The organism is Streptomyces javensis, from assembly GCF_039525925.1.
Lineage (GTDB): Bacteria > Actinomycetota > Actinomycetes > Streptomycetales > Streptomycetaceae > Streptomyces > Streptomyces asiaticus.
In genome coordinates this window covers 1-15,693 of sequence record NZ_BAAAIF010000123.1, presented here as the reverse complement: position 1 = coordinate 15,693, position 15,693 = coordinate 1, and the positions used below count along the sequence as shown (strand labels likewise).

At 72.0% G+C, this 15,693-nt stretch carries 13 protein-coding genes and 1 pseudogene; 7 read left to right on the top strand and 7 right to left on the bottom strand.

Translation table 11 applies throughout. The annotated features are described in order from the left end of the window. A partial coding sequence (locus tag ABD329_RS45900; RefSeq protein WP_425574468.1) for a BACON domain-containing protein occupies positions 1-907 on the top strand: 907 nt, incomplete at its 5' end. 317 nt (positions 908-1,224) lie between these two features. Here the strand turns inward: ABD329_RS45900 and ABD329_RS45895 are convergent. Further along, positions 1,225-2,208, bottom strand: coding sequence for a DUF3109 family protein (locus ABD329_RS45895; RefSeq protein ID WP_198278435.1), 984 nt, complete (start codon positions 2,206-2,208; stop codon positions 1,225-1,227). Between the two features lie 128 nt (positions 2,209-2,336). On the opposite strand from ABD329_RS45895, the gene ABD329_RS45890 reads away from it, so the two are divergent. The 4 genes from ABD329_RS45890 to ilvD all read left to right on the top strand — a co-directional run bounded on the left by ABD329_RS45890 (position 2,337) and on the right by ilvD (position 6,815). Continuing rightward, positions 2,337-3,266: a Ppx/GppA family phosphatase gene (locus tag ABD329_RS45890; protein WP_198278434.1), complete on the top strand. Its 930-nt coding sequence runs from the start codon at positions 2,337-2,339 to the stop codon at positions 3,264-3,266. A gap of 96 nt (positions 3,267-3,362) precedes the next feature. Continuing rightward, positions 3,363-4,208, top strand: coding sequence for a sugar phosphate isomerase/epimerase family protein (locus ABD329_RS45885; protein WP_198278433.1), 846 nt, complete (start codon positions 3,363-3,365; stop codon positions 4,206-4,208). Continuing rightward, the gene (locus ABD329_RS45880; RefSeq protein WP_198278432.1) at positions 4,205-4,831 is read left to right on the top strand and encodes a TetR/AcrR family transcriptional regulator; all 627 of its coding nucleotides are present in this window, start codon (positions 4,205-4,207) and stop codon (positions 4,829-4,831) included. Before ABD329_RS45885 ends, ABD329_RS45880 begins: the two co-directional genes overlap by 4 nt. Positions 4,832-4,964: 133 nt before the next feature. Next, positions 4,965-6,815: a dihydroxy-acid dehydratase gene (gene ilvD / locus ABD329_RS45875; protein WP_198278431.1), complete on the top strand. Its 1,851-nt coding sequence runs from the start codon at positions 4,965-4,967 to the stop codon at positions 6,813-6,815. 71 nt (positions 6,816-6,886) lie between these two features. On the opposite strand, the gene ABD329_RS45870 is transcribed toward ilvD, so the two are convergent. The 3 genes and pseudogenes from ABD329_RS45870 to ABD329_RS45860 form a co-directional block, all read right to left on the bottom strand. After that, entirely contained in the window at positions 6,887-7,264 is a 378-nt protein-coding gene (locus tag ABD329_RS45870) for an outer membrane protein assembly factor BamB family protein (RefSeq protein WP_198278430.1), read from the bottom strand. A 77-nt stretch (positions 7,265-7,341) separates the two neighbouring features. Then, a pseudogene (locus ABD329_RS45865) lies at positions 7,342-7,907 on the bottom strand (serine/threonine-protein kinase); the annotation flags it as partial. Positions 7,908-7,982: 75 nt separating this feature from the next. Continuing rightward, positions 7,983-10,319 carry a serine/threonine-protein kinase gene (locus ABD329_RS45860; RefSeq protein WP_198278429.1) on the bottom strand — a complete coding sequence of 779 codons (2,337 nt, stop codon included), beginning with the start codon at positions 10,317-10,319 and terminating at the stop codon, positions 7,983-7,985. 146 nt (positions 10,320-10,465) lie between these two features. On the opposite strand from ABD329_RS45860, the gene ABD329_RS45855 reads away from it, so the two are divergent. After that, the gene (locus tag ABD329_RS45855) at positions 10,466-10,807 is read left to right on the top strand and encodes an SH3 domain-containing protein (protein WP_198278428.1); all 342 of its coding nucleotides are present in this window, start codon (positions 10,466-10,468) and stop codon (positions 10,805-10,807) included. A gap of 92 nt (positions 10,808-10,899) precedes the next feature. Here the strand turns inward: ABD329_RS45855 and ABD329_RS45850 are convergent, their stop codons facing one another. Continuing rightward, a complete protein-coding gene (locus ABD329_RS45850) occupies positions 10,900-12,459 on the bottom strand; it encodes a SulP family inorganic anion transporter (RefSeq protein ID WP_198278427.1) in 1,560 nt (519 codons plus the stop codon). A 178-nt stretch (positions 12,460-12,637) separates the two neighbouring features. Then, positions 12,638-13,024, bottom strand: coding sequence for a hypothetical protein (locus ABD329_RS45845; RefSeq protein ID WP_198278426.1), 387 nt, complete (start codon positions 13,022-13,024; stop codon positions 12,638-12,640). A gap of 323 nt (positions 13,025-13,347) precedes the next feature. Here ABD329_RS45845 and proC point away from each other — a divergent pair, with 323 nt between their 5' ends. Beyond that, on the top strand, positions 13,348-14,157 hold the full coding sequence (gene proC / locus ABD329_RS45840; RefSeq protein ID WP_198278425.1) for a pyrroline-5-carboxylate reductase: 810 nt from the start codon (positions 13,348-13,350) through the stop codon (positions 14,155-14,157). A gap of 64 nt (positions 14,158-14,221) precedes the next feature. On the opposite strand, the gene trpS is transcribed toward proC, so the two are convergent. Further along, entirely contained in the window at positions 14,222-15,241 is a 1,020-nt protein-coding gene (gene trpS, locus ABD329_RS45835; protein WP_198278424.1) for a tryptophan--tRNA ligase, read from the bottom strand. Positions 15,242-15,693 lie beyond the last annotated feature (452 nt).

The following is a 15,693-nucleotide window of genomic DNA, read 5'->3' as shown; positions in this document are numbered from 1 at the left end:
GGCCGCGCTGCTGGCCGCGCGGGGGCGGCTGCCCGCCAGCGCGGGCGCCGGGCCCCGGTTCGACCGGCGCGGCTTTCCGCTGGAGCCCCAGGACCGGGCCGCCCGCCGCAGCCGGATGCGCGGCCGCGTGCTGACCACGACGGTGGTCGCCACGGTCGTGGCGGCCCCGGTGCTCGCCCTGTGGGCCGCCTATCGGGGCGCCCCGCTCGCCGGTGACGAGCGCGACACGGAATCGGTGGCGGCCGCCGACGCGGACGGCGCGGACCAGGCCCCGGCCGGTCAGGACCGGCCCGCCCGTCGCTCGTACGAGCAGGCGGGCGGCGCGCAGGACCGTTCCGGCACGCGGACCGGCTCCGGCCCGCGCAGTGCCGAGGCGGGCCGTGGGGCGTCGGATGTGTCGGTCGAGGTGATCGACGCGGACGGTGTCGTGGAGCGGCCGGGGCACAAGGGCGGCGAGGCGTCCCGCCCCGACGGCTCCCCGTCCGGTGGCGGCCGCCCCGGGGACGGCTCCGGCCCCTCCCGGCCCGCGCCAGGGCCGGGGCGGCTCACGGTCACGGCTCACCCCGAGGACGATGTCACGGTCATCACCCTCACCGCGTCCGGCGGCTCGCCGGTGCACTGGTCGGCCTCCGCCGGGGCGCCCTGGCTCCGGCTGAACCACGCGGCCGGGGTGCTGCGGCCCGGCGACTCCACGACCATCACGGTCTCGGTGGACCACGATCGGGAGCCGGCCGGGCACTGGAGCGCACGGGTCTCTGTGGACCCGGCGGGCGCGGTGGTGCTGATCGAGGGCCGGGGCACGTCCCCCGAGCCCACGCCCAGCCCCACGACCCCCTCCGACCAGCCGACCCCGACCCCGAGCGCCCCGTCGCCCACGCCTTCCGGCTCCCCAGCGACGAGGCGCTGACGGCGGCCCGGAGGCGCCGCGCGGCGGATCTCCCCCACCCCGCCCCTTCCCACAGCATCGATGTGCGGCTTCGCCGCGTGGGCGCGACCAGCCGCGACGGTGGCGCAGACGGTCGGCGGCAGGTCGGGGCATGGGGCTCCGCCCCTGGGCCCCGAAGGGGCGCGGGGAACGGCGCGACCAGCCACGACGGTGGCGCAGACGGTCGGCGGCAGGTCGGGGCATGGGGCTCCGCCCCTGGGCCCCGGGGGCTGGGGCGGAGCCCCAGTTGTGGGAAGGGGCGGGGAGGGGAGCAGCCCGCCGCAGGCGGCACGGCCTCGTCAGTCGTCCAGGTCAGTTGGGTCAGCTGGGTCGGCTGGGTCAGCCGCGCCAGTCGGGTCCACCGGATCCACCGGAACATCCGGATCCGCCGGATGCGGCGCCACCAGCGGCAGTGACGACGCCAACCGCCGCTCGCACAGCTCGACCAGCTGCTCGTACCCCGCCTCACCCATCAGCTCCGTGAGCTCCGGCCGATACGACCGGAACACCGGCTCCCCGGCGCCGTGCGCCGACGTGGCCGAGGTGCACCACCAGTGCAGATCGTGGCCGCCCGGCCCCCAGCCGCGCCGGTCGTACTCGGCGATGGTGATCCGCAGCACCCGGGTGTCGTCCGGCCGGTCGATCCAGTCGTAGGACCGGCGCACCGGCAGCTGCCAGCACACATCCGGCTTGGTCTCCAGCGGCTCGCGCCCCTCCCGCAGCGCCAGGATGTGCAGCGCGCACCCCGCGCCGCCCGGGAAGCCCGGCCGGTTCTGGAAGATGCACGAGCCCTTGTGGCGCCGGGTCTGCCGCTCGCCGTCGTCGTCCTCCTGCACCCACCCCGAGGCGTGCCCCTCGTCGTGGAACTGCCAGATCTCCGGGGTCAGCCGGGCCATATGGCGGCCGACCCGCGCCTCGTCGTCCTCGTCCGAGAAGTGCGCGCCCAGCGTGCAGCAGCCGTCGTCGGCCCGCCCCGCCTGGATGCCCTGGCAGCCCTGGCCGAAGATGCAGGTCCACCGGGAGGTCAGCCAGGTCAGATCGCAGCGGAAGAGCTGCTCGTCGTCGGCCGGATCGGGGAACTCGACCCATGCGCGGGCGAAGTCCAGGCCGACCTCGTCCTCGGCACGCGGGACGTCCTCCGCGCCCCGCGCGCCCCGCGCGCCCTCCGCGTCCTCGGCGCCCCCCGCGCCCTCCGCACCGGACCGCGACATCGGCTCCTCGGCCGCCCACTCCTGAGCGGCCTTCCGGCGTTTGTCCTGCTTCGCCTTTTTCGTCTTTGCCACGGTGCAAGGGTAGGCGCCTTCGGCGAAAAGCCGGAGGTGGGGACCGCGCACGTCCCCGGCGCGGCTCACGTGCCAGATCGCGGGGGACCTGTGCATGACACCGAGGTGGGAGCAGTAGCGTTCACGTCATGAGACTCGGTGTCCTCGACGTGGGTTCGAATACGGTTCATCTGCTCGTGATGGACGCCCACCCCGGCGCGCGCCCGCTGCCCGCGCATTCGCACAAGGCCGAGCTGCGGCTTGCCGAACTCCTCGACGGGCACGGGGCCATCGGCTCCGACGGCGTCGACCGCCTGATCGCGGTGGTCATGGAGGCGCTGGAGGCGGCCGAGGACAAGGGCGTCGAGGACGTCCTGCCGTTCGCGACCTCCGCCGTCCGCGAGGCGTCCAACGCCGATGAGGTCCTGGCCCGGGTCGCCGAGGAGACCGGCGTACGGCTCCAGGTGCTCAGCGGCGCGGACGAGGCGCGGCTCACCTTTCTGGCCGCCCGCCGCTGGTTCGGCTGGTCCGCGGGGAAGCTGCTGGTCCTGGACATCGGCGGCGGTTCGCTGGAGATCGCGTACGGCATGGACGAGGAGCCCGACGCGGCGGTCTCGCTGCCGCTGGGGGCCGGCCGGCTGACCGCGTCCTGGCTGCCCGGCGATCCGCCCGACCCGGCGGACGTACGGGCCCTGCGGCGCCATGTGCGGGCCGAGATCGCCCGGAGCGTCGGCGATTTCAGCCGTCACGGGGCGCCGGACCATGTGGTGGCCACCTCCAAGACCTTCAAGCAGCTGGCCAGGATCACCGGTGCCGCCCGCTCCGCCGAGGGGCTCTACGTGCAGCGCCGGCTCACCCGCCGGGCGCTGGAGGAGTGGGTGCCCAAGCTGGCCACCATGCCCACCCAGGAGCGGTCCGAGCTGCCCGGGGTCTCCGAGGGCCGGGCCGGACAGCTCACGGCCGGGGCGCTGGTGGCGGAGGCCGCGATGGACCTCTTCGGCGTGGAGCAGCTGGAGATCTGCCCATGGGCGCTGCGCGAGGGCGTGATCCTCCGCCGCCTGGACCATCTGCCCACCTGACCACGGAGCGTGACCGGGGCCGGAAAGCGGCGGCCGTTCAGCCGCAAAGGCCGCCGCGGTTCGGTTGCGGAGAGCAGCCGCCGTACGCTGTCCCTCGTGACAGAGCCAGTGGTGCGCATCCCGGATGCGAAGGTCGCGCTGTCCACAGCCTCGGTCTATCCGGAGTCGACGGCGACGGCCTTCGAGATCGCGGCACGCCTGGGCTACGACGGCGTCGAGGTCATGGTGTGGACCGATCCGGTCAGCCAGGACATCGAGGCGCTGCGTCGGCTCTCGGACTACCACCAGGTGCCGATCCTCGCCGTGCACGCCCCCTGTCTGCTGATCACCCAGCGGGTCTGGTCGACCGACCCGTGGGTGAAGCTCCAGCGGGCGAGGGCGGCGGCCGAGAAGCTCGACGCGTCCACCGTCGTGGTCCACCCGCCGTTCCGATGGCAGCGGGCGTACGCCCGCGAGTTCGTCCGCGGAATCTGGCGGATGGCGGACGAGACCGATGTCCGGTTCGCGGTCGAGAACATGTACCCGTGGCGCTACCGCGACCGCGAGATGCTGGCGTACGCCCCGGGCTGGGACGTCACCCAGGACGACTACCGCCACTTCACGATCGACCTGTCGCACACCGCCACCGCCCGTACGGACGCGCTGGAGATGGTGGACCGCATGGGCGACCGGCTGGCCCATCTCCACCTCGCCGACGGCCAGGGCTCCAACAAGGACGAGCACCTGGTGCCCGGGCGCGGCACCCAGCCCTGCGCCGAGCTGCTGGAACGGCTCGCGGTCGGCGGCTTCGACGGCAATGTGGTCGTCGAGGTCAACACCCGGCGTGCCATGTCCACGACCGAGCGCGAGGCCGATCTGGCGGAGGCCCTGGCCTTCACCCGGCTGCACCTCGCCTCGCCGACCTCGGCCACCCGGCGGCGCGGGGCGGTGCCCGGTTCATGACCGCCGCATCCGGCTCCGCCACACCCCCGCGCAAGCGTGGCCGCCCGGCCCGTACGAGCGCCTCCGACGGCCCCGCCGCCCGCGACCGGATCCTGATCGCGGCGCGCAACGAGTTCGCCGAGCACGGCTACGACAAGACCTCGATCCGCGGCATCGCCAAGGCCGCTGGGGTGGACCCGGCGCTGGTCCACCACTACTTCGGCACCAAGGAGCAGGTCTTCGAGGCCGCCATCGAGCTGATCTTCGCCCCCGCCATGGGCGTCCCGGACGCGGTGCACGGCAGCCGGGAGGGCGCGGGCGAGCGGATGGCCCGCTATATGTTCGGCATCTGGGAGAATCCGGTCAGCAGGCTGCCGCTGCTCGCCGTGATGCGCTCGGCGCTGACCAACGAGACCGCCGCCGTGGTGCTGCGCGGCATGATCGAGCGCCGGGTGCTGGTGCGGATGGCGGGTGAGCTGGACGTCCCGAACCCCGAGTTCCGGGCCCAGCTCGCGGCCGGGCATCTGATCGGGATCGCGCTGCTGCGGTATGTGATCCGGATGGAGCCGATGGCCTCGGCGGAGCCGGACGACATCGTGGCCATGGTGGGGCCGACCCTCCAGCGCTATCTGACCGAGAGCTGATCGGTCGGTTCCGCTCCGTGACCCGGGCGTCTCTGGATCCGGACGGACCATCCGGATCCATGGACACAGGCGTAGGCTCAGAAGACTCCGATCCGATCCGCAGGACGTACGTATCACGAGGGAGCCGAGCACCGTGCCCGAGCTGAGGTCTCGCACCGTCACCCACGGCCGCAACATGGCGGGCGCCCGCGCCCTTATGCAGGCTTCCGGCGTAGCGCGCGAGGACTTCGGCAAGCCGATCGTCGCCGTCGCCAACAGCTTCACCGAGTTCGTGCCCGGCCACACCCACCTCCAGCCGGTGGGCCGGATCGTCAGCGAGGCGATCCACGCGGCGGGCGGCATTCCGCGCGAGTTCAACACCATCGCCGTGGACGACGGCATCGCCATGGGCCACGGCGGGATGCTCTACAGCCTCCCCTCCCGCGACCTGATCGCCGACTCCGTGGAGTACATGGTCGAGGCGCACTGCGCCGACGCGCTGATCTGCATCTCCAACTGCGACAAGATCACCCCCGGGATGCTGATGGCCGCGATGCGGCTCAACATCCCGACCGTCTTCGTCTCCGGCGGCCCCATGGAGGCGGGCCGGGCCACGCTCGTCGACGGCACCGTCCGCAAGCTGGACCTGATCAACGCCATCTCGGACGCGGTCAACGAGAGCGTCTCGGACGAGGACATCCTCCGCATCGAGAACAACGCCTGCCCCACCTGCGGCTCCTGTTCCGGCATGTTCACCGCCAACTCGATGAACTGCCTGACCGAGGCGATGGGCCTCTCCCTGCCGGGCAACGGTTCGGTGCTGGCCACCCACACCGCCCGCAAGGCGCTCTACGAGACCGCCGGCCGTACGGTCGTGGAGATCACCAAGCGCCACTACGAGCAGGACGACGAGACGGTGCTGCCGCGCTCCATCGGCTCCCGCGCCGCCTTCGAGAACGCCATGGCGCTCGACATCGCCATGGGCGGCTCGACCAACACGATCCTGCACCTGCTGGCAGCCGCCCAGGAGGCCGGTCTCGGCTACGACCTCAAGGACATCGACGAGGTCTCGCGCCGGGTGCCGTGCCTCGCCAAGGTCGCCCCGAACGTCGCCCCCGGCGGCACGTACTACATGGAGGACGTGCACCGCGCGGGCGGCATCCCGGCGATCCTCGGCGAGCTGTTCCGCGGCGGGCTGCTGAACGAGGACGTCCACTCCGTGCACAGCTCCTCGCTCGCCGACTGGCTCAAGACCTGGGACGTGCGCGGCGGTTCGCCGTCCGCCGAGGCCGTCGAGCTGTGGCACGCGGCCCCCGGCTGCAAGCGCTCGGCCACCGCCTTCTCGCAGTCCGAGCGCTGGGACTCGCTGGACACGGACGCCGCCGGCGGCTGCATCCGCGACATGGAGCACGCCTACTCCAAGGACGGCGGACTCGCCGTCCTCAAGGGCAATCTGGCCGTCGACGGCTGCGTGGTGAAGACCGCGGGCGTGGACGAGTCCATCTGGACCTTCGAGGGCCCGGCCGTGGTCTGCGAATCCCAGGAGGAGGCCGTCGAGCGGATCCTGGGCAAGCAGGTCAAGGAGGGCGACGTGGTCGTCATCCGCTACGAGGGCCCCAAGGGCGGCCCCGGCATGCAGGAGATGCTCTACCCGACCTCCTTCCTCAAGGGCCGGGGCCTGGGCAAGGCGTGCGCGCTGGTCACCGACGGCCGCTTCTCCGGCGGCACCTCGGGTCTCTCCATCGGCCACGCCTCGCCGGAGGCGGCGTCCGGCGGCACCATCGCCCTGGTCCGGGACGGCGACCGGATCCGCATCGACATCCCCGGCCGCTCCATCGAACTCCTGGTGAGCGACGAGGAGTTGGCGGCCCGCCGCGAGGAGCTCGGTGGCGTCTACGCCCCGAAGAACCGCGAGCGCAAGGTGTCCACCGCGCTGCGCGCCTACGCGGCGATGGCCACCAGCGCGGACAAGGGCGCGGTCCGCGACATCAGCCAGCTGGGCTGACGTCGCGGGGCGTCGGCCGACGGGGCTGACGTTCGCGGGGCGTCGGCCACCTGGGCTGACGTACCGCCACCTCAACCGCCCCGGCCGACGTCCATCCCGGACGCCTCCAGGGCGTCGTATCCGTAGACCGTGGTGAGGGCGTCCCCGCTCAAGCTCAGCTCGGCGGGGACGCCACCGGGGTCCGTAAGCGCCTTGGTCCGCCACAGCACCCGGCCGTCCCGGCGGTCCAGCGCCACCACCCGGCCCGCGGCGGTGGCCAGATACAGGGCGTTCCGGCGCCCGGACACCACGGGCTGGCCCAGCCACTCCACCTGCGTCGCCTTGCTCCACAGCCGCTTTCCGGTCGTGGTGACGGCGATGACCTCGCCGTTCTGCCGGACGAAGTAGAGCGTGTCGCCCACCAGAGCGGGCGTGATCTGCCGGGCGGAGAGCCCCGCGGGCAGCTTCACCCGGCGCTCCCGCTCCCCGTCCGCGCTGAGGAAGAGCAGATCGGTGTGGTCGTCGGTGTCGTGCTCGCGCTGCTCCAGACAGAGGATGTGGCCCGCAGCTGCTCCGGCGACATGAACGGGGGCGTGCCCATGACCCGGCCCGTCATGGTCAGGGTCTGGTGGTCGGCCGCCCGGGAGATGCCGAGTCGATGACGCGGGGGCCCTCGTCGGACAGCACGATGTTGGCCGGTTTCAGATCCCGGTGCACCACACCCGCCCGATGGATGTCCCGCAACGCCTCGACCAGCCCGATCGCCAGCCGCCGCAACTCGGCGCCGCGCAGCGGACCGTCCGCCGCGACCTGCTCGGCGAGGGTCCGGCCGGGTACGTACGAGGTCGCCATCCACGGCAGCACGGCCTCGGGGTCCGCGTCCACGACGGCGGCGGTGAACGCGCCGCTGACCCGCCGGGCGGCCGCGACCTCCTGCCGGAACCGCACCCGGAACTCGTCGTCGTCGGCGAACTGCTGATGCACCACCTTCAGCGCCAGCCGCCGCCCCGACGGCGACCGGGCCAGATACACCGTGCCCATCCCGCCACGGCCGAGCCGCCGCTCGAGTGCGTAGCCTCCGATGGACTCCGGGTCCCCGGCGCGCAGTGCCATCCCTGTCTTCTCCCACCGACCCACGATCCGGCGGTCACTCTGGGCCCGGCTCGCCCCCGGGGCCCGTGACGCCGCTCACCAACCGGCCGGATTCCGCCCGTCCACGGCGAAGAGCGTGCCGTCCGGGGCCGTCGCGAACACCTTGCCGTCCGCCACCACCGGCGCGGGCATCAGATCCAGGAAGCCCTGACCGGCCGCGCCACCGCGCGAGCGGGTCTCGCCGATCACCTCGCCCCGCCGGGCGTCCACGGCCAGCAGCCGGCCGTCCGCCGCCGAGAAGTACAGCCTGCCGTCCGCCGCCACCAGCGACGAGGCGTTGGAGACCGAGGTCTCCACGCGCCAGAGCCGCGCCCGCGCCGACCCCTCGCGCGCGGTGTCCACGGCCACCAACCCGCCGTCCGTGCCGAGCACATACACCTTGTCGCCGCTGGTGACGGCGCTGATCGCGGACACCGGCGCGGACAGCGCGACCCGCCGCGCCGCGCGCCGCTCCGGGTCGTAACGCACCACGGCGGTGGTACTGGTCTGCGCGTCCGTCTCGGTCAGCAGCAGCGCGTCGCCGGGGCCGCTTCCGGCCGGGGTGAGGTTGCCGCTGAGCGAGGCGTGCCAGCGCGTCGTACCGCGCACCGTGTCCACGGCCGTGACCAGCGTGTGCGAGCCGTCGCCCGCGGTGGTCACGGCGTACGCGGTGCGGCCGTCGCCGTACGAGAAGAAGACGGGCCGGGCGTGGCCGGGCAGCCGGTGGCTCCAACGTTCCTTGTTCGTCGTCCCGTTCACCGAGGTGACCATGGAGTCCGGAGTGACCAGCAGCACGGTGTCGCCCGACGAGTAGACCCCGCCCTGGTAGCGGGAGACATCGCGGCTCCAGCGGACGCGGTGGGTCGTGGGGTCGAGCGCCCGCAGCCGCCCGCCGTCCGGGGACACCGTCCGCACCAGACCGCCCGCGACCACGGGAGCGGAGATCGTCGCGCCGTCCCCGGGGCGCGCCGCCGCGGACGGCCGCGACCAGACCACCCGGCCGTCGTCCGGGTCGACCCGGGCGGCCTCGACACCGCGCCGGGCGCAGTACAGCGCGCCCGCTCCGTACGAGCAGAACGCGGGCCGCGCCCCCGAGCCCGCGGCCTTTCCACCGTCCAGCCCGGTCGTCCAGGGTCGCCACGCCTCGGCGGTCGCCGCGCTGATCCGCGGCCGGCCGCCACCGGAGGAGTCCGTACCGTCGAACGGGCGCAGTGCGACGACCGTGCCCGCGCCGAGCAGTACGACGGCCGCGAGCCCGGAGAGGGCCCAGCGCCGGATCCCCCGGCGCCGCGCCACGGGCTCGTCCGTCACCGACCCGGGCTGGTCCGCGGCCGGTTCCGGTTCGGGAGCCGCCTTCACATGGGTGTCGAGATCCGCGGAATCGGGCTCCGCCGTTCCAGAAGCCGCAGGATCGGGGGCCGCCATACCGGCAGGGGCCGCCTTCGCCCGCGTATCCGTGGTGTCGCCGTCGTCCGGCCCCCAGCGCACACCCGGCAGCGAGTGCGGCTCCGGCGTCCGCTGCTGCGGCACCAGCGGAACGGGTCCGCGCGGCACCGGCGACTGGGGTCCGCGTACGGCGCGCAACACCGCCATCAGCGCGTCGGGCGTGGGGCGGTCCTCGGGGTTCTTGGCCAGACACCGCTGGATCAGCGGCAGCAGCTCATCCGGCACCCCCGCCAGATCCGCCTCGTCGTGCACCACCTGGTACGCCACGATGTACGGGCTCTCGGACTCGAACGGCCCCCGCCCGGTGGCCGCGTGCACCAGCACCGAGCCCAGCGCGAACACATCCGCCGCCGGTCCCACCGCACGCGGCCGCTGGAACTGCTCAGGCGCCATGAACGGCGGGGTGCCGATCAACTTCCCCGTCTCGGTGCGCAGTTCGCTGTCCGACGGCCGGGAGATGCCGAAGTCGATGACCTTGGGGCCGTCCGCCGCGAGCAGCACATTGCTCGGCTTGAGATCGCGGTGCACCACGCCCGCCCGATGGATGTCCCGCAGCGCCTCGGCGAGCCCCGCCGCGAGTTGGACGGTCTCGTCCGGCCCCAACGGGCCGCTCCGCTTGACGTGTTCGGCGAGGGTCGGACCGGGGATGTAGAGGGTGGCCATCCAGGGCCTCGGCCCCTCCGGGTCGGCATCCACCACGGGCGCCGTGAACGCGCCGCTGACCCGCCGGGCGGCCGCCACCTCCTGCCGGAACCGCGCCCGGAACTCGGGGTCTTCGGCCAGCCCGGCATGGACGACCTTCACCGCGAGCCGCCGTCCCGAGGGCGAGCGGGCCAGATGGACCACGCCCATGCCACCGGATCCGAGGCGCGCCTCGAGCTGATACTGCCCGGCGTACTCCGGATCCTCCGCTTCCGGGCCCGTCCCGGCTCTGCGCACCGGCGGCATGCCCCACCCCCGTGAATTCGGCCGCATTCGCGACTCGGCGAGCCTAGTCGATGACACGTGAGAGCCTTGTTAGCCTCCGCATGTCGTGTCACTTCACACGACATGTGCACAACTTCGGAAAGAAGTTCAACGGGGGAGGGGCCGACATGGCCATCGAAGAGACCGCGGGCACCGTAGCCACCACAGCCACCACCGACGCCACGGGCACCGTCGCGGACCTGGTGGAGACCACCGCCGGAGCGATCACCTATCCGGTCGCGCCCGGCCACGAGCTGAACGTCCGCAGCGGGCCCGGCACCAACTACCGGCTCGTGAAGAGGCTGCCGTACAACAGCCGGGTCCCCATCCGCTGCCAGCGGCACGGTCAGAAGATCTCGGGGCCGTACGGCACCTCGGACATCTGGGACAACATCGCTCCGGGCCAGTACGTCTCCGACGCGTATGTGAAGACCGGCAGCGACGGCTTCGTCACCGCGCCCTGCGGCTGACCCACCGCCCGGCCGGAGCGCAGCCGGCCCCCGGCACCGCGAGTGCGGCGCCGGGGGCCGGGCGACGGAAGGGGTCTCCCCCTATATATGGGTTACGCCGGGATCCGCTCCTCGAGGGCGGTGTCCCGCTTGACCACCGCGTTGTGCCGCTCGGTCCAGGTGGCCAGCGCCATTTCGCAGGCGTGGTCCACATGGCGCAGCCCGGTCAGGTCGAGCTCGACCTCGCGCTCACGGGGCAGCCCCTCCAACTCGTCCAGCAGCTTGGGCAGCCGGAGGAAGGTCGCGTTGCCGCGCACCCGGACGTACAGGGGCTTGTCGCCGGAGCCGGAGCCTGCACCGGAGCCCGCGCCGTCGACGCCCTCCTCCTCGCGCCCGCTGACCTCGACATGCACATGCGAGGTCTCCCAGGCGGTCTTGGCCACGGCCATCAGCAGACCGATGATCACGCCCTCGAACATATTGGTGATCACGATCGCGCCGGCGGTGACGATCAGGATGATCGCCTCACCCCGGTGGGCCTTCCACAGCGGCACCAGATCCTTGGTCGGGATCAGCTTCCAGCCGGAGTACACCAGCACACCGGCGAGCGTCGCCACCGGGATGATGCCCAGGGCCGAGGGGAAGAGCACCGCGAAGACCAGCAGCCACACGCCGTGCAGCACCCGCGACGCCTTCGTCTTCGCCCCGGCGTACACATTGGCCGAGCTCCGCACGATCACCGCGGTCATCGGCAGCGCGCCGAGGACACCGCACACCGCGTTGCCCGCGCCCTGCGCCATCAGCTCCTTGTCGTAGTCGGTGCGCGGACCGTCGTGAAGCCGGTCCACGGCCGCGGCGCTGAACAGGCTCTCGGCGGAGGCGATCAGTGTGAACGCGAGCACGGTGCCGATGACACCCACCTCGGCGAGGGCCTGGAACTCACTGCCGCCGGGCGGCTGGATGGCGTCCAGCAGCCCCTTGACCTCGACCCGCGCGATCGGCAGGTCGAAGATCGCGGTAACGGCCGTGGCGAGCGCGACGGCCGCCAGCGGCGCGGGCAGCACCTTGGCGCCCTGGCGGAAACGCGGCCACAGCACCAGGACGGCGATCGTCCCGACGCCCACGGCGACCGCCTTCAGGGCGTCCGCGGAACCGGCCACATCCCCGATGAGCCCCGGAATGTTGAAGATCTTGTCGAGCCCGCTGCTCGGGGCCTTGGTGTCGGCGAGCGCGTACAGCTGTCCGGCGATCAGCACCAGGCCGATGCCCGCGAGCATGCCCTGCACCACGGCGACGGAGATCGCCCGGAACCAGCGGCCGAGGCCGAGCGCGCCCATGGCCAGCTGGAGCAGTCCGGAAATGAGGACGAGGACGCCGAGCGCGGCGACGCCGTATTGCTCCACGGCCTCGTAGACCAGCACGGTCAGACCGGCGGCCGGGCCGGATACCTGAAGGCTGCTGCCCGGCAGGAAGCCGGTGACCAGCCCGCCGACGATGCCGGTGATCAGGCCGAGCTCGGCCGGCACACCGGAGGCGACCGCCACCCCCACGCACAGGGGGACGGCCACCAGGAAGACGACGAGAGAAGCGGTGAAGTCGGCGCGGAAGGTTCCGGCGCCGGATGAGCCTGAGGTGCCTCCGGCACCACGGAATCGGTCAAGGAGATTTCGCATGAGGGTTGCCTCCAGTGCGCCCCGTCACCGGCTCATGGGCAGGCGGGGGCACGGCATAGCGCTACGTCAGTGGGATCGATGGAATCGGTCGCTGGCGGTTGAGATCGCTTGCTGCGAGACGCGTGAGAAGCGTTGAGATGTGCGTGAGAGGGACCGCCGGGCCACGGCGGTGCAGCTCTCAGCAGCGGAAAATCTGGAGGATGACGGGCAGTTCGCCCGATCTCGACACCGGAACGGCTTGGCGTCCGGTGATCGAGGCGGAGATGGCCGTACGCGGCACCGGAACACCGGCATCGCAACCGCACACACATCCGTATTTGCCGCTCGGGGTGGGAGCGGTGAGCGGGGCCCTTCCGCGAAGCCCCTTGCAATCTTCGGTTCCGTGGTCGCCGTGCGCGGTTACCAATGATTCGGTGGTCGGCCGCGGATCGGCTGATGCGGTGGCGCTGACCGTCTCGGGATGGATGACCTGCGCGGACGCGCAATCGGCCGCGATGAAGAGGGCAAGCAACACGGCAACCGCCGTTACCAGTGCGTGAGCGGTATGCCGGATCGTCCTCACCATCGCCCCCTTCCCGTACGTATGGACACCGAGCCCTATTGTGTCCATGAGACTGTGACTATTTGCAAGTCGATATGTAACCGATTTGTGAACTCGGAGTCATCGAACAGGACTGCTTCGTTCCGGGCGCCCTGGTTGGCGCGGGCGCAAAGGCGCCTCCCCGTCACGCCGGATGGCGCGTAAAAATTAATTCATCGAACAATGAATAAGGAATTGGTAAGGGCCGGGAGGAATGAGCCACCCGTGCGAGGATGGCGGAGAACACCTACGCAACACCGCATACGCAACGCCCGCACGAACCGCACAGGCATGAGGAGAGCCGCACCATGACGGAGAAGGTCGCCGTGCTCGGCACGGGAAAGATCGGCGAAGCCCTTCTCAGCGGAATGATCCGAGGCGGCTGGTCGCCGTCCGACCTGCTGGTCACGGCCCGCCGCCCGGAGCGCGCCGAGGAGCTCCGGGCGCGCTACGGCGTCGAGGCCGTCTCCAACGCCGAGGCCGCCAAGGCCGCCGAGACCCTCATCCTCACCGTCAAACCCCAGGACATGGGCGCCCTGCTCGATGAGCTCGCCCCGCACGTCCCCGCCGACCGGCTGGTCGTCTCCGGCGCCGCCGGCATCCCCACCTCCTTCTTCGAGGCGCGCCTGGCCGCCGGCACCCCGGTCGTCCGGGTCATGACCAACACCCCGGCGCTGGTCGACGAGGCCATGTCCGTCATCTCGGCGGGCAGCCACGCCACCGAGGAGCACCTCGCCCACACCGAGGCGATCTTCGGCGGCGTCGGCAAGACGCTGCGCGTCCCCGAGTCCCAGCAGGACGCCGCGACCGCGCTCTCCGGCTCCGGCCCGGCCTACTTCTACTTCCTCGTCGAGGCGATGACCGACGCGGGCATCCTGCTGGGCCTCCCGCGCGACAAGGCCCATGACCTGATCGTCCAGGCGGCCATCGGCGCGGCGGTGATGCTGCGCGACAGCGATCAGCACCCGGTCACGCTGCGCGAGGCCGTGACCTCCCCGGCGGGCACCACCATCAACGCCATTCGCGAGCTGGAGAGCCACGGTGTGCGCGCCGCGCTGATCGCCGCGCTGGAGGCGGCCCGCGACCGCAGCCGCGAGCTCGCCTCCGGCAACAGCTGACAAAGGGCCTGACAAAGGGCCTGACAAAGAGCCTGGCGGAGAGCTTGCCGGAGAGCCGCTTCGCTCAGGCGGGCGGCAGCAGCCCGACCGCCGCATACGCCTCGTCCACCCGGGGCCGGGCCAGCCCACGCGCCCGCTCGGCCCCGGCCCGCAGCACCCCGTCCACATACGACGGATCGGCGCACAGCTCGGCATGCCGGGCCTGAAGCGGACGCAGCACCTCGAGCACCGCCTCCGCCGTGGCCCCCTTCAGCGCCCCGTACGAGCTGAACTCCTCGGCCAGCACCTCCGGCTTGCCATCGGTGCACGAGGCGAGAATGTCCAGCAGATTGGCCACCCCCGGCTGCTCCGTCCGGTCGTACCGCACCTCGGTGCCGCTGTCCGTGACCGCCCGCATGACCTTCTTCCGCACCACATCCGGCTCGTCGAGCAGATAGACGATGCCCGCCGTCTCCGCGTGCGACTTCCCCATCTTCGAGGTCGGGTCCTGTAGATCCATCACCCGCGCCGAGACCCGCGGATTGACGGCCCGGGGCACGGTGAAGACCGGGCCGTAGCGCTGGTTGAACCGCTGCGCCAGATCCCGGGCCAGCTCCACATGTTGCGTCTGGTCCTCGCCGACCGGCACCTCATGCGTTCCGTAGACGAGGATGTCGGCGGCCATCAGCGCCGGATAGGTGAGCAGCGACAGCCGTACGCTCCCCCCTCCCGCCCGCTCCCGTGCGGACTTCTCCTTGTACTGGATCATCCGCCGCATCTCGCCGTCGGTCGCCGTGCACTCCATGAGATAGGACAGCCGTGTGTGCTCATCCACATGGCTCTGGACGAACAGCGTGCACAGCTCGGGGTCGAGCCCCGAGGCGAGCAGCAGCGTGGCGGCCTGCCGGGTGAGCCGCCGCACCCGCGCCGGATCGTGCTCCACGGTGAGCGCGTGCAGATCGACGACGCAGAACAGCGCGTCGGCGCGGTGCTGGTCCTCCTGAACCCACCGGCGTACGGCCCCGAGGTAGTTCCCGAGGGTCAGATGCCCGCTCGGCTTGACCCCACTGAAGATCCGGCGCTCCGCCGTCTTCGTCTCTGTCATCTCTCCGCGTCTCCCGCTGTGTCGGGACCGCCGACCCGGCCGACCGGGATTCGCGGGGAGGAGAAACGCGAACGGCCGCCGGAGCGGCGGCCGTGGTTGCGCATGTGAAAGGGGGCGGCCGCCGTCAGGCGGCCCACCACCGTGGGTGAACACATGCGCTCGTCATGCCATAGACAGTACGCCCTGACGGGGCGTCCGGCCATGGGTTTGGTGGTCCTCGGGGCGTCGTGTAGTGTTCACCGAGTTGCCACGGAGCCCTACGGGGAAACGCGGCGGCCATCGAGCCGCACCGGCGGCAAACCACTACTGCACGGCCCCTCATCGGGATGGATTTCGGCATGCCGGAATTCGGACCGGGGAACTCGATTATGAGCATCCGGGGGAATCCGCTAAAGTAGTGGACACGCCGGAAGGCGCGAAAGACCCCGCTCCAGCAGGGGGCCGGAAACGGA